General features: G+C 64.5%; 21 protein-coding genes and 1 pseudogene. 11 read left to right on the top strand and 11 right to left on the bottom strand.

The genetic code is table 11. From position 1 onward, the window contains the following. Window positions 1–30 precede the first annotated feature (30 nt). Complete coding sequence (locus CH275_RS01375; protein WP_094674455.1) at window positions 31–1398, bottom strand: serine/threonine-protein kinase; 1368 nt, start codon at window positions 1396–1398, stop codon at window positions 31–33. 147 nt (window positions 1399–1545) lie between these two features. Here CH275_RS01375 and CH275_RS01370 point away from each other — a divergent pair, with 147 nt between their 5' ends. From CH275_RS01370 to CH275_RS01355, 4 genes and pseudogenes are all read left to right on the top strand, one after another. Continuing rightward, entirely contained in the window at window positions 1546–2799 is a 1254-nt protein-coding gene (locus CH275_RS01370) for an EAL domain-containing protein (RefSeq protein WP_094674453.1), read from the top strand. 39 nt (window positions 2800–2838) lie between these two features. Continuing rightward, window positions 2839–3357: pseudogene (locus CH275_RS01365) on the top strand (alanine:cation symporter family protein); the annotation flags it as partial. Window positions 3358–3436: 79 nt separating this feature from the next. Further along, window positions 3437–4054, top strand: coding sequence for a GyrI-like domain-containing protein (locus CH275_RS01360; RefSeq protein ID WP_094674451.1), 618 nt, complete (start codon window positions 3437–3439; stop codon window positions 4052–4054). 25 nt (window positions 4055–4079) lie between these two features. After that, a complete protein-coding gene (locus CH275_RS01355) occupies window positions 4080–5351 on the top strand; it encodes an MFS transporter (protein WP_094674661.1) in 1272 nt (423 codons plus the stop codon). A 15-nt stretch (window positions 5352–5366) separates the two neighbouring features. Here the strand turns inward: CH275_RS01355 and CH275_RS01350 are convergent, their stop codons facing one another. From CH275_RS01350 to CH275_RS01330, 5 genes are all read right to left on the bottom strand, one after another. Beyond that, entirely contained in the window at window positions 5367–5786 is a 420-nt protein-coding gene (locus CH275_RS01350; RefSeq protein ID WP_094674659.1) for a VOC family protein, read from the bottom strand. Between the two features lie 101 nt (window positions 5787–5887). Further along, complete coding sequence (locus CH275_RS01345; RefSeq protein WP_094674449.1) at window positions 5888–6181, bottom strand: transcriptional regulator; 294 nt, start codon at window positions 6179–6181, stop codon at window positions 5888–5890. Beyond that, window positions 6178–6597: a hypothetical protein gene (locus CH275_RS01340; RefSeq protein ID WP_094674447.1), complete on the bottom strand. Its 420-nt coding sequence runs from the start codon at window positions 6595–6597 to the stop codon at window positions 6178–6180. The genes CH275_RS01345 and CH275_RS01340 overlap by 4 nt, the downstream gene beginning before the upstream one ends. A gap of 51 nt (window positions 6598–6648) precedes the next feature. After that, entirely contained in the window at window positions 6649–6939 is a 291-nt protein-coding gene (locus CH275_RS01335) for a hypothetical protein (protein WP_094674445.1), read from the bottom strand. 19 nt (window positions 6940–6958) lie between these two features. Next, window positions 6959–8110: an NAD(P)/FAD-dependent oxidoreductase gene (locus CH275_RS01330; protein ID WP_094674443.1), complete on the bottom strand. Its 1152-nt coding sequence runs from the start codon at window positions 8108–8110 to the stop codon at window positions 6959–6961. 81 nt (window positions 8111–8191) lie between these two features. Here CH275_RS01330 and CH275_RS01325 point away from each other — a divergent pair, with 81 nt between their 5' ends. Further along, a complete protein-coding gene (locus tag CH275_RS01325; protein WP_094674441.1) occupies window positions 8192–8755 on the top strand; it encodes a dihydrofolate reductase family protein in 564 nt (187 codons plus the stop codon). A gap of 16 nt (window positions 8756–8771) precedes the next feature. Here CH275_RS01325 and CH275_RS01320 read toward each other — a convergent pair whose 3' ends face one another. Beyond that, window positions 8772–9068 carry a DUF503 domain-containing protein gene (locus CH275_RS01320; RefSeq protein WP_094674439.1) on the bottom strand — a complete coding sequence of 99 codons (297 nt, stop codon included), beginning with the start codon at window positions 9066–9068 and terminating at the stop codon, window positions 8772–8774. Between the two features lie 101 nt (window positions 9069–9169). Between CH275_RS01320 and CH275_RS01315 the strand changes: the two genes are divergently transcribed. The 4 genes from CH275_RS01315 to CH275_RS01300 are packed head-to-tail and all read left to right on the top strand — an operon-like array spanning window position 9170 to window position 14033. Further along, window positions 9170–9844, top strand: a complete 675-nt coding sequence (locus tag CH275_RS01315; RefSeq protein ID WP_094674437.1) for a GntR family transcriptional regulator — start codon at window positions 9170–9172, stop codon at window positions 9842–9844. Window positions 9845–9901: 57 nt separating this feature from the next. Continuing rightward, a complete protein-coding gene (gene atzF / locus CH275_RS01310) occupies window positions 9902–11734 on the top strand; it encodes an allophanate hydrolase (protein WP_094674435.1) in 1833 nt (610 codons plus the stop codon). Further along, window positions 11731–12444, top strand: coding sequence for a cysteine hydrolase family protein (locus tag CH275_RS01305; RefSeq protein WP_094674433.1), 714 nt, complete (start codon window positions 11731–11733; stop codon window positions 12442–12444). The genes atzF and CH275_RS01305 overlap by 4 nt, the downstream gene beginning before the upstream one ends. 8 nt (window positions 12445–12452) lie before the next feature. After that, entirely contained in the window at window positions 12453–14033 is a 1581-nt protein-coding gene (locus tag CH275_RS01300) for a regulator (RefSeq protein WP_094674431.1), read from the top strand. Between the two features lie 42 nt (window positions 14034–14075). Here CH275_RS01300 and car read toward each other — a convergent pair whose 3' ends face one another. Further along, window positions 14076–17603, bottom strand: a complete 3528-nt coding sequence (gene car / locus CH275_RS01295) for a carboxylic acid reductase (RefSeq protein WP_094674429.1) — start codon at window positions 17601–17603, stop codon at window positions 14076–14078. A gap of 340 nt (window positions 17604–17943) precedes the next feature. Here car and CH275_RS01290 point away from each other — a divergent pair, with 340 nt between their 5' ends. Beyond that, window positions 17944–19740 carry an acyl-CoA dehydrogenase gene (locus CH275_RS01290; RefSeq protein ID WP_094674427.1) on the top strand — a complete coding sequence of 599 codons (1797 nt, stop codon included), beginning with the start codon at window positions 17944–17946 and terminating at the stop codon, window positions 19738–19740. Between the two features lie 28 nt (window positions 19741–19768). Next, window positions 19769–20530: an SDR family NAD(P)-dependent oxidoreductase gene (locus CH275_RS01285; RefSeq protein WP_094674425.1), complete on the top strand. Its 762-nt coding sequence runs from the start codon at window positions 19769–19771 to the stop codon at window positions 20528–20530. 6 nt (window positions 20531–20536) lie between these two features. Here the strand turns inward: CH275_RS01285 and CH275_RS01280 are convergent, their stop codons facing one another. From CH275_RS01280 to CH275_RS29325, 3 genes are all read right to left on the bottom strand, one after another. Beyond that, window positions 20537–21799, bottom strand: coding sequence for a cupin domain-containing protein (locus CH275_RS01280; RefSeq protein WP_094674423.1), 1263 nt, complete (start codon window positions 21797–21799; stop codon window positions 20537–20539). Next, window positions 21796–22053, bottom strand: coding sequence for a BatC protein (locus tag CH275_RS01275; RefSeq protein WP_094674657.1), 258 nt, complete (start codon window positions 22051–22053; stop codon window positions 21796–21798). Before CH275_RS01275 ends, CH275_RS01280 begins: the two co-directional genes overlap by 4 nt. Window positions 22054–22156: 103 nt before the next feature. Then, the gene (locus CH275_RS29325) at window positions 22157–22321 is read right to left on the bottom strand and encodes a hypothetical protein (protein WP_179275909.1); all 165 of its coding nucleotides are present in this window, start codon (window positions 22319–22321) and stop codon (window positions 22157–22159) included. Window positions 22322–22352 lie beyond the last annotated feature (31 nt).

The following is a 22352-nucleotide window of genomic DNA, read 5'->3' as shown; positions in this document are numbered from 1 at the left end:
CGTTGTGCTCCGATCGCCTGTTGGGGGTTCTCAGTTTCCTCGACCGGAGTTTCCTCGACCGGAGTTGCCGTTGCCCGCGTTGCCGTTGCCGCGGTCTGCGGGACCGGAGTTGCCGTTCCCCTTGCCTCCGCTTCCTGGACCCGAGTTGCCGTTCCCGCTGCCGGGATTCCCGTTTTCCGGTGGTGGCGCAGGCGCAGCCGGCTCGATCACCACCGGGGCCGAGGACGGTGCGGACGCAGTGTCAGGGGGGTTCGAGAACGCCGGGACGGCAGGCTGCGGTTGCGGTGCGGGGGTGGTGGGCGCGACGGTCGCCGACTCCACGATTGTCGGCGTCGCTGGAGCCGTGGGCATCTGGACGTCCCCGCCCCCCGCGTCGGTCGCCAACCAGACGATCCCCGCTCCGACTGCGAGGAACAAGGCGGCGGCGACCGGAAGGATCCAGCGTCGGTGCTGCGAATCCTGTGACGCAGATGGTGAAACACGTCCGTCGGTGACACCGTTGGTCGTGTGGACGGGTAAGACGGTTGTGAGGGGAAGGGGATCGGAACGTCGGACGAGCCCGCGCAGTCGGTGCGCAACCGCGGCTGCGTCCGGTCGATTCTCCGGGTGCCTCGAGGTCATGGCCGTCAACAGCGAATGCCACTCCGGCCCGAGTCCCTCGGGCACAGCAGGATCGCGGTGCAGTCGCGCCACGGCCGCCGCGACCGCGCTGCCCTCGAATACCATTGTGCCGGTAAGGCATTCGATGAGGACCAGGCCCAACGTGTAGATGTCGGTCGGTGGGCCGGCGGCAGTCCCGGTGGCCTGCTCCGGACTGAGATAGTGCGCCGTGCCCACGGTGGTTCCGTGTTCGGTGAGTCGTTCGGCGTCGACGATGCGGGCGATGCCGAAATCGGCAAGTTTGGCGCACTGGCCCCCGCCGACGTGGGGGTTCTGCGCGATCAGGATATTGGCCGGTTTTATGTCGCGGTGCACCACACCTCGGTCGTGAATGTAGGCGAGGGCCTCGGCCAACTCGAATCCGATGCGCGCCACGTCTCTGCCCTGCATCCGTCGGCCCTGACGGTGAGCATTCAGCGTCGGTCCGTCGATCAGCTCCATCACCAGGTACGGCACCGGTACTCCGGTGGCATCCGGTGCAGACCCGGCGTCGTACAACGTCACCAGGCCCGGGTGCGACAGTGACGCCAGGGTCCGGATCTCCGCATCGATTCGCTCGGTAGTGTCCGCCGGTTCGCCGTGTCGGAAGATCTTCACGGCCACCGACCTGCCGAGAACCTGATCCTCGGCGTGTACTACGTCGGCCATTGCGCCGCGCCCCAGAACCGAGCCCAGTCGATATCGGCTCGCGAAGAGGTGATCGTCGGTCGAACGAGGGCCAGGATCCGCTCCCACCATGATTCACCACCGTTCGTCGACTCCTCCGAGCACCTTAATCGTCATGGAACCGAGGTTCGGATCGCAGTCCTGTGTCGACGTCGTGTCCCGGTCGGGCATGATGATCCACCGGGTGGGGGCAGATCGAGCATCGAGGAAGGTTCGCCCATGCATTCCCGTTGGACGAATGCGCAGATCTCGCCGATGTCGGTCGACATCGCGTCGGCCTACCAGCCGGTCGTCTCTCTCGACGACCGTGCAGTGGTGGGGTTCGAGGCTCTCGTGCGGACCAGCGGCGACGGTCCGTCGATCACACCACCGGAACTCCTGAGTGCGGCACGAGAGCAGGGGATGACCGCCGAGTTCGATTGGCGGTGCCGAGTGAGCGCGCTGCAGGGTGCCATCGACGCCGGCTACCCCAGCGGACTTGCGTTGTTCGTCAATGCCGAACCCACAGCACTCGATACTCCGCCTCCCCGGGATTACGTCCCGATGATCGCCGAAGCGTCACGGCTGTCGATCATCGTCGAAATCACCGAACGAGACCTGATGGGCGATCCGGCAGGCCTGTTGAGGGCGGCCGAGCACGCGCGAAACATGGGTTGGCGCGTAGCCATAGACGACGTGGGTGCCGATTCGTCCAGCCTGGCGTTGATCCCGCTGCTTCGACCCGACGTGATCAAGCTCGATATGACTCTCGTGCAGGGCCGTTCGACGGCCGAGACCGCCGCCATCGTCGCTGCCGTCGCCGCCGAGGCAGAACGAACCGGTGCGCTCGTGCTCGCGGAGGGAATCGAAACCGATCGACACGAGAGGTACGCGCGCGACATGGGAGCCCTTCTGGGGCAGGGATACCTGTACGGCGCACCGGGATCCCTACCCGACTTCGGCGTGGTGGTCGAGCCCGTTCGTGTGCTCGATCCGAGCGCTGCCGTCACCGTGCGCGCTCCGGTGGCCGTGACGCCCTACGGCCTGACTCATCCGCTCGGTTCCCCCAGGCGTGCCGACGCGAATTTGCTCGACGCAATCGAGAAGAGTCTGCTGCTCAGTGCCTACGGCACCGGGCCGTCCACCATCGTGTTGGCTACTCACAGCACCTCGACCGGTCTGACCCCGGCCCGTGCAGCGATCTACGACGACCTGGCGGCACGCGCCGCTCTTATGGTCGTGTTCGACTCACATCCCGCGCCGGCCGGGCAGAACTTCCGGATGGTGGTCGTCGGCGTGGACGAGCCGTTGGCGATGGAACGATCGATCGTGATCGTGGCGCCGATGTCGAGCGTGGCGCTGATCGCGGTCGAGCGGGGCACCGGAGACGACGGCACACCGTTGTACGACTACCGCCTCACCTACGACCGCCACGTGGTACTCGATGCAGCCACCGTTCTGTTGCGACGGATATCCCATCGGTCCGCATGTTGAGCGGGTCGACTCGGTCAAGATAACGTAAATCCTTGCTCGAAAAATAGTAAACAGTTGCTCGAGCCCTTCATCGATACCGTCGTCATCTGTACGGCGACCGCACTGACCATCGTGATCGCCAATACCGTCTCCTGGCAGGACCAGCGGGCGATCGTCGCCGAGACCGGTGAATTACCGGCAGGCGGCGTGACGCTGACCTCGGACGCCTTCGAGACCGTGCTGCCCTGGTTCCCCTACGTCCTGACGCTCGCGGTCGCTCTGTTCGCGCTCTCGACCGCTATCACCTGGGCGTACTACGGACTGCAGGCCTGGACGTCGCTGTTCGGGCGCAGCCGTCTCTCGCGCAGCTTCTTCAACATCATGTTCTGCGTCTTCACCGTCATCGGAACCGTGCTTTCGCTCGGCTCGGTACTCGACTTCGCCGATGCCACCCTGTTCCTGCTGGCCCTGGTCAACATCACCGGTCTGTACCTGCTGTTGCCGGTGGTGAAGCGTGAACTGTCCGAGTACATGGCAATGCGCCGGGGTGAGAAGGAGAAGGTAGACGCCGAGGTCTGACAAACGGTGGATCTTCGACACGAAGGGTCGTCGTCGACCCACCGAATGTGCTTGGCTCATCCCTGACGGAGGGGGATGAATGAAGATCGACTTCAAGAAGACGCTCGACTCGTACTCCGCGCGGCACAACGTCTTTCGCAGTCTCGTTGTGCCGCCGCTGAGGTATCTGATGATCGACGGGCACGGAGACCCGAACATCGCGCCCGAGTATGCGGACGCCCTCGCCGCTCTCTACCCCGTGGCGTACGCGCTGAAGTTCGCCAGCAAGAGCCTCGACCGCGACTACGTCGTCCCGCCACTCGAGGCTCTGTGGTGGGCCGAGAACATGGCGTCGTTCACCACAGACCGCAACAAGGCCGAGTGGAACTGGACCGTCATGATCATGGTGCCCGACTGGATCGATCGAACGATGTTCGAGGCGGCAGTGGCGTCCGCCGGTGCGAAGGGCACGTCCGAGGCGTCGACCGAAGTTCGGTTGGAGACCCTGGACGAGGGACTCTGCGTGCAGACACTGCATATCGGGTCCTACGACGATGAGACGCCGGTGCTGGCCGAACTTCACGATCGGTACATCCCCGATGCCGGACTGACGATGACCGGCAGGCACCACGAGATCTACCTGAGCGACCCGCGCCGGGTCGAGCCCGCGAAGCTTCGCACCGTTCTCCGCCAACCGGTTGTGCGTTCAGCGGGGTAGTCGACGCTCTGAGACGATGACCGGCATGACCAATGCGGTGCGTCCGGCGTCGTTCACCGCCGGCACCCTCGCTCTGCTCGGGGCGCTCTACTTCGCACAGGGCCTGCCGTTCGGCTTCTTCACCCAGGCACTTCCTGTGGTGCTACGCGAGTCGGGCTTCTCGCTGGTGAAGATCAGTGCCACCGGTGTGCTGTTTCTGCCCTGGGCGCTGAAATTTCTTTGGGCGCCGTACGTCGATCGCTACGGATCCAGACGACGGTGGCTGCTGTCGCTGCAGTGTTCGGCTGCGGTGGTGGCTCTGGCGTTGTCGTTCCTCGACCTGTCGTCGACGTTGCGGTGGTTGTTCGTCGGCATCTTCGTCATGAACGCTCTCTCGGCTACGCAGGACATCGCGACCGACGGCATTGCGGTCAGAACGCTGACCTCGGCGCAGCGTGGGCTGGGCAACGGACTCCAAGTCGGCGCCTACCGGATCGGAATGGTGTGTGGCTGTGGACTGCTGTTGTGGCTGTTCACGTTTGCGGGGTGGCGGGTCCTGTTCGTCACGATGGCACTGCTCATCCTGCTGACGACGATTCCGGTGTGGTGGATGCGGAGACAACTGGACGCCGCAGATGCCGAGTCCGATCGACCGGCCGAGCCGGAAACTCCGGCACGACTTGCCGTTGCCTGGTGGTCCCGACTGCGTAGGCCCGGCATGGTCGCGTTCATCCTGCTGATCATCGGCTTCAAGTTCGGTAACTCGATGGGCTCGGCACTGGTGGGGCCGTTCCTGTCGGACAGTGGACTTTCCCTGCCACAGATTGCACTGGTCGAAGGTGGCCTGTCGTCCGTGGCTGCTCTCGGGGGCGCTGCGCTCGGTGCATGGTTGACGTTTCGACACGGGCGTCGCCGAGCATTGCTCGTGGGCGGAGTGAGCCAGACACTGAGCCTCGCGCTGTATGTCGTTGCGTCTCTGGGCGTCGGCGGCTTTCCGCTTCTGGTCACCGCCAACATCACCGAACACGTGCTCGGTGGTGCGGCCACCGTGGCGGTGTTCGCGCTGATGATGGACGCGTCCGAGAAGCGCTTCGCAGGAAGCGATTACACACTGATGGCGTGCGCGATCGTCTTTGCGCAGGGCGCGGCCGGGATTGCCGCAGGTGTGGTCGGAGACCTGTTCGGATACACGGCGATGTTCGGTTCCGCACTGGCTCTGTCCGGAATCGGCTGCGCAGTACTGCTCGTCGCCCTCGATCGAGGGTGGGGGCCCGAAGGTCTCCGACAGGTGATCCCGCCGAAGAAAGTCGTCGGGTAGCGGCGGAAGCTGTACTCAGCTCCCAGCGCTCGATCCTGCGATGTTGACCATCCACTGCACACCGAACCTGTCGGTCAGCATGCCGAACGTGTCGCCCCACGGTGCCTTCTCCAGGCCCATCGTGAATTGTGCATCGACGGCCAACTTGTTCCAGTAGCCCGTCAGTTCGTCCTCCTCGTCGCCGCTGAGCGAGACACTCATCGTGTTGCCCGTGGTGTGTTCCATCGAGGAGGGGGTGTCGGCACCCATCAGAGTGAAGCCGTTCGGGGTGGTCAGCTGGCCGTGCATGATCTTGTCCTGATCGGCGGGATCCTCGCTGGCGTGAGCCTCGCCGAGCGTGGTGACCGTGAGCTCGCCACCGAAGACCGAACGATAGAATTCCATCGCCTCGCGAGCGTTGTCGCGGAACGACAGGTACGGATTGAGAATGGACATGACATGCTCCTTCATTCGCAGTACGACACTCAGGGAACTACACCGACGACATCCGTCGAAACAGTAGACACGCACCACGTCGCAAAGTCACCGGTCGTCGTTCAGCTCGAGACGTCCGAGTCCACCAATATGGCGCGCAAAGCAGCCACGTGCTGTCGGTAGGCTTTTCTACCGTCCTTGGTCAACGACAACCACAATCGACGAGAGTCCGTGCGTGAGCGCTGCTGCTCGACGTATCCCGCATCGACGAGGGCAGCAACCTGCTTACTCAGCGCCGATGCACTCAACCCGCTGTGTTCCTTGACGGTCGCGAGCTCCACCGTTGTCGCCGCGGCCAGAAGGGCGCAGATTCGTAGTCGGTGGGCCGGGTGAATGACCGGATCGAGATCGTTCATCGACGCGTACCGCGGTAGTGCAGGATCGATCCGATCGAGAAGATCGAGAAGGCTGCGACCGCAAGGAGGACCACCGGCCAGGCCGGTCCGCTGGGATTGCCGACAGCCTGCGCCAGTACGACGCAGAACCCCGCGAGCGCCACGCAGGTGAGGAACCCTCGGTCGGTGGGTAGGGCCCACGGCGTCCCCATCCGATATCCGGTGATGACGTTGACCGCGATGATCACCGCTGCGACCCCCAGGAACCAGACCCGGCTGTCGAGAAGGGCGGTCAGTGCGAACAGCGCGAGCAGTACGGCGTCTACCGGATACAGCCACACCGGCCACGGAGTGTCGCGTACCGCACGTTGAATTCGGTCGATGTCGTCGAGAGCCGATCGTGCTTCGGCGGGTGTAGGTCTTCCGATGTTTTCCATGATGGAAACTGTATTGGATAGTTTCCGCAATGGCAACAATTTGGCGAAAGGTCAGAGGTCGGCCGGCCGCGCCACTTCCGCTTCCCATCGGGCCCGTCGCTCGTCGTCGGACTGCTCCCACCACGGCGTTCCTCGCTCGCCGAGGGCGACTTTGGTGGCCTGCACACCAGCTCGAGATTCCGGTGCACCCGACGTGCGTTTGACCTCCCTGCGCCACGCCATGAGAATCGACCGCAATTCGGCATTGCGATCCTCCGGGATGTCAGGATCCGTTGCGCGCCAACGTCGACCATTGATGACGATGTAGTGACCGTCCTCGGTGTGTTCCGGTTCCTCGGCCATGAGTCCACCCTGCCACGCGTCAGCTGCTCAGGTACTGCGGAACTTCGATTGCGTCCAATCCGAGGGCCACAGCAGCGCGGGCGGTCACCGGCCCGACGAGATTGCCGGTTCCGTTGTAGCCGCCGAATGCGATCACGGTGTCGTCGACGAATGTGCACAGCGGCCGACCGTCGGTAGTGAATCCGACGGATGCAGCCCATCGCGCATCAACCGAGACAGATTCTCCTGCAAACGATGTCGCGACAGATTCGATGTAGTTCTGCACCTGGACGGTGGGTTCACCGGACGGTGTCCACTCGTCCTCGGTGAAGAGGTCACGCCCGCCCCCGACATACAGACGTCCCGACGCGTCCTGCTGTGCGTAGTCGTACCCCCACCGTCCGTACACCGGGCACGGCAGCCGTCCGGGTGTGACGGGCGAGGTGGCGAGCATCTGCAGACGTGCGGTCCGAACCCGGCCGTCGAGCTGGGGGAGTACCTGTTCGAGGCGACCGTCGACGGCAACGAGAATCAGGCCGCACCGAATGACCCCGCTCGGTGTCGTGACCGATCCTGGCTCGATGGCGGTTGCGGGCGTGTACTCGTACAGCCGGGCGCGGCCCGCGAGAATCGATGCCAACCCGAGCGCGCGACGCGCAGGATTCATCACCGCGTCGTCCGGTAGGAAGATGCCGCGCCCCAACTCGCCGGAATACTGCTCGACGGCAACGTCGTTCTCGCGCAGGCACCGTGCCAGCGCGTCGCAATCCTCCGAATCGGCGGGCTCGACCGGCGCTCCGGGGACTCCCGCGAGCCTGATGGATCCGGTGCGGCGGACGACGTCGGATCCGAGAATCCCTTCCAGGGAGTCGATCTCGGCCAGAGTCGCTCGATACAGATCGACAGCGCACGGACCCCACGTTGCGAGCGCGGTGTGCAGAAAGGTCGCAGGACCACCGAGCAGAAAGCCGCCGTTCCGACCCGCGGCACCGGCAGCAACCCGCCCTGCGTCGATTCCGACCACATCGAGTCCGCGGTCGACGAGGTCGGCGACGGCGGCCAGACCCGAGCCCCCGAGGCCGACTACGCAGACGTCGGCGGTGCTGTCACGCTCCAGCACAGGCAACCCCGCCCAGCCGGACACGACCGGGTCGTCGTCCCATGCCGGGCGGGACATGTCGCTCGCGATCATCGGTCGATGGTATCGACGGATTCGGCGGGCGGATGGTTTACGATTCCGGCACCCGCATCCCAGCACCGGTAAGGACCGTCCATGCGCACTGTGATCGTGACCGCGTTCGTTTCGCTCGACGGCGTGATGGAGGGACCTGGAGGCGAGGTGGGTTATCGCAACTCCGGCTGGACGTTTCAGGGCATCGAATTCGACCCGGCAGCATACGAGATCAAGGGGCGCGAGCAGGAAGAGGCCACTGCGATGCTGTTGGGCCGCACCTCGTACGAGGCATTCGCGCCGATCTGGCCCACCATGGACGATTTCGCCGGGTACAACGCGATGCCGAGGTACGTGGTGTCGACAACGCTCCAGCAGGACGACTCTCGGTGGCCGGCAACCATTCTGCGCAGTGTCGACGACGTTGCCGAGCTCAGGGACTCCGACGGTGGGCCGATCTCGATACACGGCAGCGCAACCCTGGGGCGAAGTCTGGCCGACGCCGGGCTCGTCGATCGCTACCACCTGCTCGTGTTTCCGCTTCTGCTCGGCGCGGGAAAGCGACTGTTCAGTGAGTCCGACAAGGACACCACGCATCTCGAACTGGTCGAACACGAGGTCTACGGCAACGGAATACAGAAGCAGGTCTTCGACGTACGTCGCTGACCCGACGGGGAGGGCCTCAGATGTCGTCGCTTCGGATGGTGCGCCGCCGAACGGAGACGAGTTGCAGTTCGGGACGTGAGGCCGCCACGCGCTCGATTCGGTCGAGGACGTCGGTGACGTGGTCGCGATCGCCGGCCACGACGGACGCGCCGATGCCTGCTCGCCTGTGCAACTCGCGATGATCGGTCTCTGCGACCGACACAGCGAACTTACGTTGCATGTCGGAGATCACCGGCCGGATCACGGAGCGCTTCTCTTTGAGTGAGTGAACGTCGCCGAGAAGGAAGTCGAATTCTATCCATCCAATCCACATAGGCGTGCCAGTCTAACGCCGGGGTGGTCGCGCGGCCCCGACTCGGCCCGGCAATACCGTGGATGCACGCCATTCGGCGCGCATGTTCGTACACTGACGTCATGGCTGCACCGGCGGGACACGGTTCCTTGCCGCCGAGCCTTGTCGAAATGGCGACTCGGCAGGTCCGATCCGAGGTACTCAGCGGTGCGCTCGAGCCCGGATCTCGGGTGGTCGAGGAAACCCTGTGCGCTCGCCTCGGGATCAGCCGGGCACCGGTACGCGAGGCGTTGCGCCTGTTGGCCCAACAGGGTCTCGTCGAACATCTCCCGCGCCGCGGGTTCCGAGTGACGGTGTGGTCGGCCGAGGACATTCTCGAATTGTTCGAGCTGCGTCAGGTTCTCGAACGGCATGCGATCGAGCGTGCACTCCCGCTCACGTCGTCGCCCGACAGTGCCTTCGCGCCGGTGAGAACGGCGCTCGACGAGATGCGTGACGCCGACGCGCGGGGTGACACTCTCGAGAAGGACGACGCGCACCGGCGGTTCCACGAGGCCATCGTGGGGTTGGCAGGCAGCCGTCAACTCGATGTGGCGTATGCGCCGATCCTGCTGAAGCTGCAGCTACCGATGGCCCGCAATCTGAGGGAAGAAGCCCGAGTCGCCAATCCGGTCGACGGGATCCGGCGTCACGAGTGGTTGCTCGACGCTATCGAATCGAACGACGTGTCGGTGGCGCTCGCCGCTTTGAAGCAACACGGCGAGCTGACCTACCTGCATCTCGAGAGCGTTTCCTAACAGACTCGAAACACGGCGACAACCTGCAGAAACACGAAACTGTCGACAATCGACGGTATGAATTCAGACCAGGGTCCGGCCGTCGGCTCGACCGTTACCGAGATGCTCGCGGCATACCGAACCGGCACATCGACACCGACGGCGACCGTCGAGGCGTTCTCGACCGCCGTGGCTGCACGCGGCGACGACGGAACGTGGATCACCGTCGTGGAGCGAGCGGAATTGCTCGCTGCCGCCGCAGCTCTCGAAGCGAGACCCGACGCGGTCTTGCTACCCCTGTACGGAATTCCCTTCGGAGTCAAGGACAGCATCGATGTGGCCGGTCACCCGACCACTCTCGCCTGTCCGGACTACGCCTACACGCCGGATTCGACAGCCGCGGCAGTGCAGGCGCTGGTCGACGCCGGAGCCATCTTCGTCGGTAAGACCAGCCTCGACCAGTTCGCGACCGGGCTGAACGGAACCCGCACGCCGTATCCGATTCCGAGAAGCGTCTACGGCAACGACATGATCTCGGGCGGGTCGAGTTCCGGTTCGGCACTGGCCGTTGCCCTCGGGCAGGTGCCGTTCTGTGTGGCCACCGACACCGCAGGATCGGGTCGAGTTCCTGCCGCGCTCAACGGCATCGTCGGATACAAGCCGTCACGCGGACTGATCAGCACCGTCGGTCTCGTCCCCGCGTGCAAGTCCCTGGACTGCATCACCCTGATGGCGTCCACGGTCGAAGACCTCGACGTCGTCTTCGACGTCATGTGCGCCGAGGATCGCGCGGACGGTTGGTCACGTCCGCGCGGAGAGAAGTACGACGGGCACGAGATCACAGTGGGTCTACCGGACCTGCAGCAGCTGGACTTCTTCGGCGACGCTGCCATGTTCGACGCGCACTCGATTGCGCGCCGCGCGCTGCCCGAACGTGGATTGCGCACCACCGCAGTCGATCTGACGCCCTTCCTCGAGGCCGGCTTGCTGCTGTATCAGGGACCGTGGGTCGCTGAGCGACTGGTCGAGTTCGACGAATTCCTCAGCGAGAAGCCTGACTCCATCGTTCCCGTCGTACGGGAGATCTTTCTGGGAGGGCGGAAGTACAGCGCTGTCGACGCCTTCCGCGCATTGCAGTCGCTTCAAGAGCTTCGCGCTCGCGTTGCGCAGCTCTGGAGTTCGATGGACGTGATGATCGTGCCGACCATCGGAACCACTTTCACCGTTCCGGAGGTCCTCGCAGACCCCATCGCCTGCAATACCAAGCTCGGTCACTACACCCACTTCGGGAACCTTCTCGACCTGACGGCCGTGGCCGTTCCCGCGGGGCTCACCGAAGACGGTCGACCGGTCAGTCTCATGGTGATCGGGCCCGCACTGTCCGACGATACGGTCCTCGCGGTCGCGGCCATGATTCTCGGCGAAGGACGGATCGCATCGCCGCCCACTCCAACCGAAGAATCGGCTGTCGACACCGTGGACATCGTCGTTGCCGGGCACCACCTGTCGGGGGAGCGGGCCAACCCTCAGTTGCTCGAGCTGGGCGGGTCGCTGGTCGAGGCCACGTCCACGGCACCGACGTACACGCTGCTTCGGATCGGTAGCACCGATCCCATACCTGGCTTGCTGCGAGTTCCGCTCGGCGGCAGCGCAATAGACGTGGAGAGGTGGCGACTGCCCGCTGCCTCTCTGGCTGTACTCGCGGGCAGGCTGCCGGCGGTGCTCGCTCTGGGACGAGTTCTGCTGGCCGACGGTTCCGACGTTCTCGGCTACGTCTGCGACGCGACAGTCCAGACCGGCGCGGAGCGTCACACCGTCGACGACATCAGCGAGTTCGGTGGCTGGCGGGCATATTCCCGGGCGATCAATCCTGCTCACGACACTTCCATTGCAGCACAGGAGATCTCATGACATCGACACACCCACCCGAATCGAAGATCTCGACCGCGTCACCATCGGAGTTCACCATCGATGCCGCGAAGACGGCGCTACTCGTGATCGACATGCAGCGGGATTTTCTGCTGCCCGGAGGATTCGGAGAGAGCCTCGGCAACGACGTAGGCCTCCTGCGAAGCGTCATCGAACCACTTGCGGGCCTCATCACCGCGGCCAGGGAGTCGGGGATACCCGTGATCCACACCCGAGAGGGGCATCTACCGGATCTCTCCGACTGTCCACCGTCAAAGCTGCGCCGCGGTAGCCCGTCGCAGCGCATCGGCGATCCGGGAGCGTTCGGCCGCATCCTTGTTCGCGGCGAGTACGGGCACGACATCGTCGACGAACTTGCACCGATCGAGGGCGAGACCGTCATCGACAAGCCCGGCAAGGGCGCGTTCTATGCCACCGAACTCTCCGCGATTCTGGCGGCCGCCGGAATCACCACCTTGATCGTCACCGGTGTGACGACCGAGGTGTGCGTGCACACCACCGTTCGGGAGGCCAACGATCGCGGGTACGAGTGCCTCGTGGTGACCGATTGTGTCGGTTCGTATTTCCCGGAATTTCAGCGTGTGGGCCTCGAGATGATCTCGGCTCAAGGCGGAATCTTCGGGTGGACCGCGCCGTCGGAGGACGTCGTGACCGCGCTGTCTGCACTCGTCCCCACCTCGGCAAGTCGATAGGACCGAATATGACCATGGACGTGAAAGACTCACCCGCTGCGGGCCCTTCGTCTCCGTTCGCCCTCGCTTGGTGGACCAAGGGAGACACCAACGCGTTCTTCGGACTCGGCTTCAACATCCTCGTCAATGTGCTCACGCTGACGACACTCAGCATCGCTGTGGTCGGGATTCCGTCGAGTGACGTGCTCGGAACCCTGCTTCCCGCCCTCGGTATCGCCCTGATTCTGGGAAACCTGTACTACATGGTTCTCGCCCGTCGATTGGCCAAGCGCGAGAACCGAACCGACGTGACGGCCCTGCCCTACGGGCCGAGCGTTCCGCACATGTTCATCGTGGTGTTCGTGGTCATGTTGCCGGTCTATCTGGCAACGGGAAACGCGCTGCAGGCGTGGGCAGCTGGGTTGGCCTGGGCGTTCATGATAGGCATCATCGTCATGATCGGTGCTTTCGTCGGGCCCTACATTCGCAGAATCACCCCGCGCGCGGCGATGCTCGGCACTCTCGCCGGTATCTCGATCACGTTCATCGCGATGCGCCCAGCCGCTCAGATGTGGGAGGCAGCATGGATCGGATTACCCGTTCTTGCCATCATTCTGATCGGCTTCTTCACGGACGTGAAGCTGCCCGGCAACATTCCGGTCGGTCTCGCAGCGCTTCTGGTGGGCACGGCGATCGGCTGGATCGGCGGATACATGTCGGTGCCGGACGTGACAGAGGCCGCAGGCAATATCGCGCTCGGCCTTCCCGACCTACGCCTCGATCTGCTTCTGGACGGTCTCGGCAACCTGGCACCGCTGCTTGCCACCGCAATTCCCTTGGGCGTCTACAACTTCACGGAGGCGATGAGCAACGTCGAAAGCGCATCCGCAGCGGGAGACAACTACAACCTTCGCAGTGTGCTGCTCGCAGACGGATTCGGAGCCATCGTCGGATCTGCCTTCGGCTCGCCGTTCCCGCCGGCCGTCTACATCGGCCATCCGGGCTGGAAAGACGCGGGTGGCCGAACCGGGTATTCACTCGCGTCGGGTATCGCGATCGGCCTGATGTGTTTTCTCGGGCTCTTCGGATTACTGGCCACGCTGCTACCGATACCCGCGATCGTCCCGATTCTGCTGTACATCGGCCTGCTGATCGGTGCCCAGGCATTTCAGTCGGTGCCGAAGCTGCACGCCATCGCGGTGGTAGTTGCACTGCTACCCAACCTCGCGGAGTGGGCGGTGGGTCTGATCGACAACGCGCTCAGCGCGGCGGGCACATCGGCGACGGAAGTGGGCAGCGAGGCACTGGGTCAGGCAGGTGTCGTGTACGACGGTCTGAAGACGTTCGGATCCGGCGCGGTACTGGCCGGACTGATGCTGGGCACCATCGTCACGTTCGTTCTCGACAAACGGTTCCTCGCCGCCGCAGCAGCAGGTGGGGTGGCCGCAGCTCTGTCGTGGGTCGGTCTGATCCACTCGCACGAGGTCGGATGGGCCGCCAATCCTCAAGTCGCCCTGGGCTATCTGTTCTTCGGGCTGGTGTGTCTGGCGTACTCCCGGCTGACTGCCGTCCCGAAGCCGACGGGCGAGCCGCAACCGGTCGGGGAGTAGTGCTTCCCGATGCGGGCCGCACGGCCCGCATCGGGAACTGCTCTAGCGCGTGCTCACGAGCTCGAGCGCTACCAGATCGGAGAGATACTTTTCGATCAATTCGCGTCCGAGGTGCGGAATGTCCCCGACGGCGGAGGCGAATTCGTCGGCGGGCAGAAGTGCACCGGACGACGGGTGCTGCGGTTGCGCGTACGAGTGGATCAGGGGGAGCAACGAGTGTGATCGCTGCTTCTCCGGGAGTGTTTCCACTGCGGCACTGAATCTCGCGAACCAGTCGTCGTAGTTCTCGACGATCTCGATGTTGCGACCGGCCTCACGAAGCCAGTCCACGAATGTGTCCAGAGAGATGTTGTCGTCGTGCGGGTTGAGGATGTCGAACGTTCGGTAGCCCGACAGATCGCCGCCCGCGATGGACGTGATGGCCGACGCGCTGAAATCGGCAGGCAGTCCGTCGTAGTGGGCCAGCGGCCGCCCCTTCTCGTCGGTCGGTGCCCCGGTGTCGGTGGCGTAGAACGTGTGTGGAGCCAGACCGGTTGCGACCACCGACAGGATCAGACGCGTGAACACGTCCGGCACGTTGAGCTGACCCGACCACTTGCTGTGCGCCAGGATCATGTCGGAGCGGAAGACCGACACCGGCAGACCGAACTCGTCGAACGCGTTGCGCAACAACACCTCACCGGCCCACTTGGAGTTGCCGTAGCCGTTTGCGTAGGAATCGTCGACAGCTCGCGACGGGCTGTCGGTGCGAATGTCTCCGTTCTCCCGGAAATCCTCGACGCCGACTGCGACGGCCACCGTCGACAGGTACGTCACCGGCTTGACGTGGTCGGTCAGCGCCAGCCGGATCACCTCGGCGGTTCCGACGACGTTGGGGCCGAACAGGTGCTCGTAGGGGAGTGCGTGGTTGACCAATGCCGCGGGGTGGACGATGCGGTCCACCCGTTCGGCCAGCGCCTCGAATGCATCGTGGTCCAAGCCGAAGAGAGGCGTGCCGAGATCACCTGCCACCACCTCGAGAGCGGCATCGGCCAGGCTCCGGTACCGCTCGGTGAGTTCTGGGTCGCCACTGTCGAATGCTGCATCGAGCCGGGCCCGCGCGTCGGAATCGGAGCGTCCGCGCACCAGGCAGACGACCGTTCCGCCGGCCTCGGCCATGCGCTCGAGCCATTCCAGGCACAGGAAGCGGCCGAGATATCCATTGGCACCGGTCAGCAGCACAGTGTCGGTGCGATTGCGAGGTCCGGGTATGTGGTGAGCGGCATCGAGGAGTGTCTGGTCGAGAAATGCCGGCAAGCTCAGGTCGGACGCGTGCGCGACGGTGGCGTCGCGTCCGTGGACCGAAGCGAACGTTGCTGTGTCGGAGTCGTTGTCCCGGGCCGACGTGATGTAGTCGGCCAAGGCGGACAAATCCATGGCCGGCCCGGTGATGACTCCCACCGGCACATCGACGCCGTAGATGTCCCGCAGGAGCGTCGAGAACGTCAACGCCGACAGCGAGTCTCCGCCGAGGTCGCCGAAGTGGGCGTCGGGTCGAATATCGGATCCGTCGCATCCGAGCAGTGCCTGCGCGGCATCGCCGACCGTGGTCAGCACTGGGGCGTCGGCACCGCTACGGCGAAGCTCGCGCAGGCGCTCGTTCTGACCCGACTCGAGGTCCGCGTAACGTCGTTCGAGTTCGGCACCGTAGCGCTCGACGAGTTTGGGACGCAATTGTTTACCGGCACCGGACAGCAGTCCGTTGTCCTGGGTGAACGGCTGGTGTTCGACTGTCACCTCGCGCGGAATCTCGTACGAGTTGAGCGATTCTGCGCGCGCGATGTTCTGCAGCGACTCGATGATCGACCCGGCGGTGGTGTCCGGCCGAGCCGGAACGACGACGGCCAGGAGATACGCACGTTGGCTGTTGCCGTAGAGGAATATCTGGTCGACAAGGTCGCTGGTGCCGAACAGGGCCTCGAGGCGCGCGAGCGCCACGAACTCGCCCTGTGCCAACTTCAGAACGTTCTTGCGGCGATCGACGTAGGCCAGCCGGTCCGGCTCGATCTCGGCGACGACATCCCCGGTGCGGTAGAAGCCCTCGGAATCGAAGACATCGGCCGTGACGTCCGGGCGCTTGTAGTACCCGGGGATGATGGACGCTGTCTTGAGCAGGAGTTCGCCGCGCGGATGCGGTGTGTCGGTGGAGAAGTAGCCGAGCTCGGGTACGTCGTCGAGCTTGTACTCGATCACCGGTGGGCGCGCGACGACGCCGTCGTGCAACACCATTCCGGCCTCGGTGGAGCCGTAGTTGTCACGTACCTGGATATCGAGAAGTTCGGTGACGAAATCCTTGACCTCGGGAGCGATCGGTGCCGTACCGACCATCGCGGCGAGAATGCGTCCGCCGAATTGCTGGTTCCGGTAGCGCTCCAGAACGTCTCGCCGTACACGGTCTTCGTCCCCTCCGGCGGAGTGCTCGACCTCGCGGTCGATCTGGGCGAGGACGTCGTGTCGAATCATCTCGCACACTCGGGGGATCAACAGTGCCATCGTGGGCCGAGCGAGCGAGAAGTCCTCGAACAGCGTGGACAGGTCGCTGGCTCCGGCGAAGTGGACCGTCCCGCCTGCCGCCAGCGTCGAGAACACGAGTCCGCGCCCGGCCAAGTGACTCATCGGAAGATAGTCGAGGGTGATCACCGGGAAGGCCGGCCGATCCGCGGATTCGGAAGAAGCGCCGGTGTGGTGCCAAGCGCCGGTCCAGGCTCCGCACACGATTCGTTCGGTATGCATCGCCCCCTTGGGTGTGCCGGTGCTGCCGGAGGTGTAGATCAGCGTCGCGAGTCGATCGGGATCTTCTGCATCGGGTAGTGGAACCTCGGGCATTTGCACTCCGTCGCGAACCAGCTCGGTGAGCGGCCGAACCACGACCCCCACCTGTTCGGCGTCGTCCCGCGCGGACTTCATGGTCCGTGCGTGGGCGTCGATCGCACCGTCGTAGTCGAGCACGACGATTCGCCTGATGGACCGGCAGTGCGTGGCAACCTGGACCGCTACGGACAGGTTGTCGACGTCGGCTGCGAGGACGACCGGCTCCACCTCGTCGGCGATGGCCGACAGCTGGCCGGCGGTGGCACCGGCCTGCAACGGAACGGCGATGGCACCGAGTCGGATCGTGGCCAATTCGGCGATGACGTAGTCGACCCCGGCAAATCCCAACGTAGCGAAGAAGTCCCCGGGTGCGATGCCGAACTCGTCGTTGGTCAGCGCCGAGGCCAGTGCGCCGGCGTCCTGCCACGCGTCGCCGTAGGTGACGGTTTCGAGTCGCGGGAGCAGTCCGACGGTGTGCGCGGTGCCAGTTCTTACGATCTCTCTGGCCCGGCGGCCGAGGGCCGGTCGCTCCGCATACCGAGTCATCACTTCGGCCACCACACGCGCAAGGTTGGGGGCGAGCTCCTGCGCCGCGTCGGCGACGGCACTGTCCGGTTCGGCGGCACGAAACTCGGGGTCGGTCTCGTGCAGCGCCCGGTATCGATCTCGCTGCCTGGCGTTCCGGTCGTGCTCGCTGTCGACGGCCAGTGTGTGCGTCATGCTCGACTCCCTCCGACGATGCGCTCCGAACCTGTTCGGGGCAATCGTGATAGCTCGAAAAATATCGTTATCAAAGGTAAGTATATGCCGGGGGTCGACGTTTCAATCGTGACGCTGCTCATAGTCCGATTGGTCGTAAATGTCTGTCGGGCTGAGTCTTTCGACCGAGATCCCGCCGTCCGTCCGCAGACGGTGAAGGCTGCGTTGGATGCTCGGTGCGACCGACGGGGGCCGACTTGTATGGTGAGGTCGTAGTCACGTGCATCACAGCATTCGCGCAGGAGTGAAGCCTGCGGAAGGACTCAGTGCTGGTGGTGTGCTCTCGCGATCGGAGAAGTGAATGTCGGATGTCCTCTCGCGCCGCGACCTGGATTTTCTGCTGTACGAGTGGCTCGACGTGGCCGGGCTGACCACTCGACCGCGCTTCGCGGAACATTCCCGCGAGACCTTCGACGCTGTACTCGATCTCAGTGCGGACATCGCTCGTAAGCACTTCGCGCCGCACAACAAGAAGGCGGACGCGCAGGAGCCGACGATGAACGCGGACGGTTCGGTCGAGCTGATACCGGAAGTCAAACAAGCGCTCGATGTCTATGCGTCGGCAGGTCTGATCGCCGGGCAGTTCGACGAGTCGATCGGCGGCATGCAACTGCCTGCGACCGTCTCCCGGGCAGCGATGGCCTTTTTCCAGGCCGCGAACGCGGGGACCTCGTCGTACCCGTTTCTCACGATGGCCAACGCCAACCTGATCGCCACGTACGGCACGCCGGACCAGGTGCGCGACTACGTCGGGCCCATGCTCGACGGGCGCTGGTTCGGAACCATGTGCCTGTCGGAGCCGCAGGCCGGATCGTCGCTGGCGGACATCACGACCAAAGCGGTACCGCAGGACGACGGCAGCTTCCGTATCACGGGTACCAAGATGTGGATCTCCGGTGGAGATCACGAACTCACCGAGAACATCGTCCATCTGGTGCTGGCGAAGACCCCAGGGGGACCGCCCGGGGTCAAGGGCATCTCGCTGTTTATCGTGCCCAAGTTCCTGCCGGACGGCAACGGCGGTATCGGCGAGCGCAACGACATCGTGTTGACCGGCCTCAATCACAAGATGGGCAATCGCGGCACCACCAACACCCTGCTGGCGTTCGGTGACGGAACCCATTCTCCCGCAGGGCAACCCGGGGCAGTCGGGTTTCTGGTCGCCGAGGAGAACCGCGGACTGTCGTACATGTTTCACATGATGAACGAGGCTCGGATCGGAGTCGGATTCCTGGCCATTGCTCTCGGTTACGTCGGATACCTGAAGTCGGTCGAATACGCGAAGACACGTACCCAGGGACGGCCGCTCGGCGCGAAGGATCCTGCCACACCGCCGGTGGCGTTGATCGAACACGCCGATGTTCGCCGAATGTTGTTGGCGCAGAAGTCCTATGTCGAAGGTGCGCTGGCGTTGGGGCTCTATTGTTCGCATCTGGTCGACCTGCAGGATTCGGCGTCCGACGATGCCGAAGCGTCGCGATCGACACTGTTGCTCGATGTACTGACGCCCATTGCCAAGAGTTGGCCGTCGCAGTGGTGCCTCGAGGCCAACAGCTTGGCCATTCAGGTGCACGGTGGCTACGGATACACTCGCGACTACGACGTCGAACAGCACTACCGCGACAACCGCCTCAATCCCATTCACGAAGGCACGCACGGCATTCAAGGCTTGGACCTACTCGGTCGCAAGGTAGTCATGCAAGGCGGCGCTGGACTGGCACTGCTCGGCGAACAGATCTCGGGGACGGTCGCGCGGGCGGACGCTGTCGGCGGCGATGCTGCGACCCACGGTGCGGAACTGGACGCCCGATTCGGCCGAATCGTCGAGGTCACCGCGGCGCTGTGGGGGACCGGTGACGCGGCTGTGGCACTGGCGAACTCCACGGCGTACCTCGAGGCCATGGGTCACATCGTGATCGCCTGGATGTGGCTGGAGCAATTACTGGCCGTCGGCACGAAGTCCGGAGACTTCTATGACGGAAAGCGTTCTGCGGCACAGTACTTCTACGTCTACGAGCTGCCGAAGGTGGATGCTCAGTTGGATCTGCTGGCGCGACTGGACCGCACCACCCTCGATATGTCACCCGCCTGGTTCTGAAAGACCAGTTACAAGGAGAGTTACGCAAATGTCGATCTTGGACAAATTCCGCCTCGACGGCCGAGTCGTCATCGTCACCGGCGCATCCTCCGGTCTGGGTGTTGCCTTCGCGAAAGCTGCTGCCGAGGCGGGGGCGGACGTGGTGCTCGCGGCGCGCCGCGTGGACAAGTTGGCGCAGACCGCACAGCTGATCGACAGTGTCGGAGGACGTTCGATCACCGTCGCAACCGATGTGGTCGACCCCGACCAGTGCACCGCGATGGTCGACGCCGCCGTGGCCGAGTTCGGCAAAGTCGACGTGCTGATCAACAACGCCGGAGTCGGCACCGCCTATCCCGCCACCCGCGAGACTCCCGAGCAGTTTCGCTCGGTGATCGACATCAACCTGAACGGGTCCTACTGGGCAGCCCAGGCGTGCGGACGGGTGATGGCACCCGGCAGTTCGATCGTGAACATCTCCAGCGTGCTCGGGCTGACCACTGCGGGCCTACCGCAGGCCGCCTACAGCGCCAGCAAGGCCGCCATCGTCGGGCTCACCCGCGACCTCGCGCAGCAGTGGGGCGCGCGAAAAGGGATCAGGGTCAACGCGATTGCGCCGGGCTTCTTTCAGAGCGAGATGACGGACTCCTACCAACCGGGATATCTCGATTCGATGGCGCCGCGGATGATCCTCGGCCGCAAGGGCGATCCGGAGGAGCTGGCCGCCACCGCCGTCTGGCTGGCATCCGACGCCGGGGGATACGTGACGGGTCAGACCATCGCGGTCGACGGTGGAGTCACGATCACCTGACGACTGCTACCGCGCTACCGTCACCGCAATGCCCTCGCGGATGAGTCTGCGCGCAACCACCGATGCATCGTCGAGGTCGAGACCGGGCATCGAATCGAGACGGCACGGAGCGCCCTTCATCAGGCTCTCGACCGCGTCGCCGCACTGGGGTGGCAGCGTCACGGTCTTGTTTCGAAGCACCATCGATACGCCGTCGCTCGAGTGCACCAGGCGTGCGAAGATGCCGGGCCGCAACCGAATCGAATCCCCACCCCGCAACGCGCCCATCGCGGCGACGCTTGCCAGGGGACGTACCGGTTGCGGTCGGACGAGTTCGTCGTGACGGTGTGCGACGCGGTCGGCGAGGCGACGTATCGCGTCGGGGTCTCGGCCGATCTCGTCGAGCGCGGCACGCATCCCGTCCAGAACTCGGTGCACATGCGGGACGAGGGATTCGGGGTCGGCGTGGTCCAGGCCGGCGGGCAGGGGAGCACGTAGACTCTCGACGTCGCCGAGCGCCTGCAGTGCGTGGTGGGCGATGTCGTATTCGTTGTACGACGCGACGCCGATCGTGAGGTGAACCGTGGTGTCACCGAGTGCTTGCGCCGAGTGAATCCACCCGCGCGGTAGGTACAGCACGTCGCCGGGCTCGAGGACGACGTCCAGTTCGGGAGCGTTCGATGCGTGCTCTTCGACCGCCGAACGTCGGTCCGACCACGGTTGATTGTTGAGCGGATGGACGTGGACCGGCGAATGGATGCTCCACCGCTTACTGCCGGCAATTTGAACGACGAACACGTCGTGTACGTCGTAGTGCGGCGAGAAGCCTTGCGATGCAGCCGGTGTGACATACGAATTGACCTGCACGGGATGGCCCAGCTCGCGAACGAGATCACCGACGAAATGGATCAGTGGGGGCCACAACCGGTGCAGACCCTGCAGAACCAGAGTGTTGCCGTCCGCGAACGCCGCCAGTACCGCGCCGGAGTCCACCTGATCGGTGACCTCGGCACCGAAGCCGCCGGACGCGGTGAACTGTGCTTTGTCCAGCAGGCGGCCATCCTTGGCCATGCGTACGAACGGGGTACGTACGCCACGTTCGGAGATCAACTCGTCCACCGCATCGAGCGTCATCAAGTCGTCGAACGACTGGGAGAGATCAGCGGATCTGGTCAGCTTGGGGGCAACACCCCAGAACCGATCTGCGAACGTCCCGAGGTCGCTACCGGTGAGACGACGAAGCGCGGACCGATGATCCGATCCGCGCTCGTCGCTCAGCTCAGTGCTCAAGCGGTGCCGTCCGCACCGCCGTCGTGCCCGTTGGGGTTGGATCCGCCGTCGGCTGGGCCTTCGCCTGCTCCAGCGGGGCCGTCTGCGCCGCCGTCGTGACCATCAGGGTTCGAGCCGCCGTCGGCTGGGCCTTCGCCCGCTCCGGCCGAGCCGTCTGCGCCGCCGTCGTGACCGCCGGGGTTCGAGCCGCCGTCAGCGGGGCCTTCGCCTGCAGATCCGCTCGTGGTGGTGATGTCGTCGTCGTTGATGCTCATCGAGGTCCTTCCGGTCGTGGAGGTTCGTGTGCCCGCGCAGCGCGAGAACATCGGAGGTATTGACGCGAACTCTTTTTTTCAAACAGCCGTGATGTCGAAAATTTCAGGCTGAGTCGTCGGCGATCTCGGGCGCGTTCTCACGTGTCGCCATCCCGCCGCCGCCCCCGCCGTCCACCGGTCCGGGTCGACCGCCCTTGGGTGAATCGGAGGTGTTCGATTTCTCGCTGTCGGTCTGTGTCTCGTCGTCTGCGTTCGCTTCGCGTCCCATGGTTCGACAGTAGACCGCTGGATTGCCCGTG

The sequence above is a fragment of the Rhodococcus sp. 06-235-1A genome (genome assembly GCF_002258785.1).
Classification (GTDB): domain Bacteria; phylum Actinomycetota; class Actinomycetes; order Mycobacteriales; family Mycobacteriaceae; genus Rhodococcoides.
This window is presented reverse-complemented; position numbering and strand designations above follow the sequence as displayed.

Coding starts and splice junctions, on each gene's coding strand:
- CH275_RS01375 (WP_094674455.1), bottom strand. CDS start 1,398: ATGGTGGGAGCGGATCCTGGCCCTCGTTCGACCGACGATCACCTCTTC.
- CH275_RS01370 (WP_094674453.1), top strand. CDS start 1,546: ATGCATTCCCGTTGGACGAATGCGCAGATCTCGCCGATGTCGGTCGAC.
- CH275_RS01360 (WP_094674451.1), top strand. CDS start 3,437: ATGAAGATCGACTTCAAGAAGACGCTCGACTCGTACTCCGCGCGGCAC.
- CH275_RS01355 (WP_094674661.1), top strand. CDS start 4,080: ATGACCAATGCGGTGCGTCCGGCGTCGTTCACCGCCGGCACCCTCGCT.
- CH275_RS01350 (WP_094674659.1), bottom strand. CDS start 5,786: ATGTCCATTCTCAATCCGTACCTGTCGTTCCGCGACAACGCTCGCGAG.
- CH275_RS01345 (WP_094674449.1), bottom strand. CDS start 6,181: ATGAACGATCTCGATCCGGTCATTCACCCGGCCCACCGACTACGAATC.
- CH275_RS01340 (WP_094674447.1), bottom strand. CDS start 6,597: ATGGAAAACATCGGAAGACCTACACCCGCCGAAGCACGATCGGCTCTC.
- CH275_RS01335 (WP_094674445.1), bottom strand. CDS start 6,939: ATGGCCGAGGAACCGGAACACACCGAGGACGGTCACTACATCGTCATC.
- CH275_RS01330 (WP_094674443.1), bottom strand. CDS start 8,110: ATGATCGCGAGCGACATGTCCCGCCCGGCATGGGACGACGACCCGGTC.
- CH275_RS01325 (WP_094674441.1), top strand. CDS start 8,192: ATGCGCACTGTGATCGTGACCGCGTTCGTTTCGCTCGACGGCGTGATG.
- CH275_RS01320 (WP_094674439.1), bottom strand. CDS start 9,068: ATGTGGATTGGATGGATAGAATTCGACTTCCTTCTCGGCGACGTTCAC.
- CH275_RS01315 (WP_094674437.1), top strand. CDS start 9,170: ATGGCTGCACCGGCGGGACACGGTTCCTTGCCGCCGAGCCTTGTCGAA.
- atzF (WP_094674435.1), top strand. CDS start 9,902: ATGAATTCAGACCAGGGTCCGGCCGTCGGCTCGACCGTTACCGAGATG.
- CH275_RS01305 (WP_094674433.1), top strand. CDS start 11,731: ATGACATCGACACACCCACCCGAATCGAAGATCTCGACCGCGTCACCA.
- CH275_RS01300 (WP_094674431.1), top strand. CDS start 12,453: ATGACCATGGACGTGAAAGACTCACCCGCTGCGGGCCCTTCGTCTCCG.
- car (WP_094674429.1), bottom strand. CDS start 17,603: ATGACGCACACACTGGCCGTCGACAGCGAGCACGACCGGAACGCCAGG.
- CH275_RS01290 (WP_094674427.1), top strand. CDS start 17,944: ATGTCGGATGTCCTCTCGCGCCGCGACCTGGATTTTCTGCTGTACGAG.
- CH275_RS01285 (WP_094674425.1), top strand. CDS start 19,769: ATGTCGATCTTGGACAAATTCCGCCTCGACGGCCGAGTCGTCATCGTC.
- CH275_RS01275 (WP_094674657.1), bottom strand. CDS start 22,053: ATGAGCATCAACGACGACGACATCACCACCACGAGCGGATCTGCAGGC.
- CH275_RS29325 (WP_179275909.1), bottom strand. CDS start 22,321: ATGGGACGCGAAGCGAACGCAGACGACGAGACACAGACCGACAGCGAG.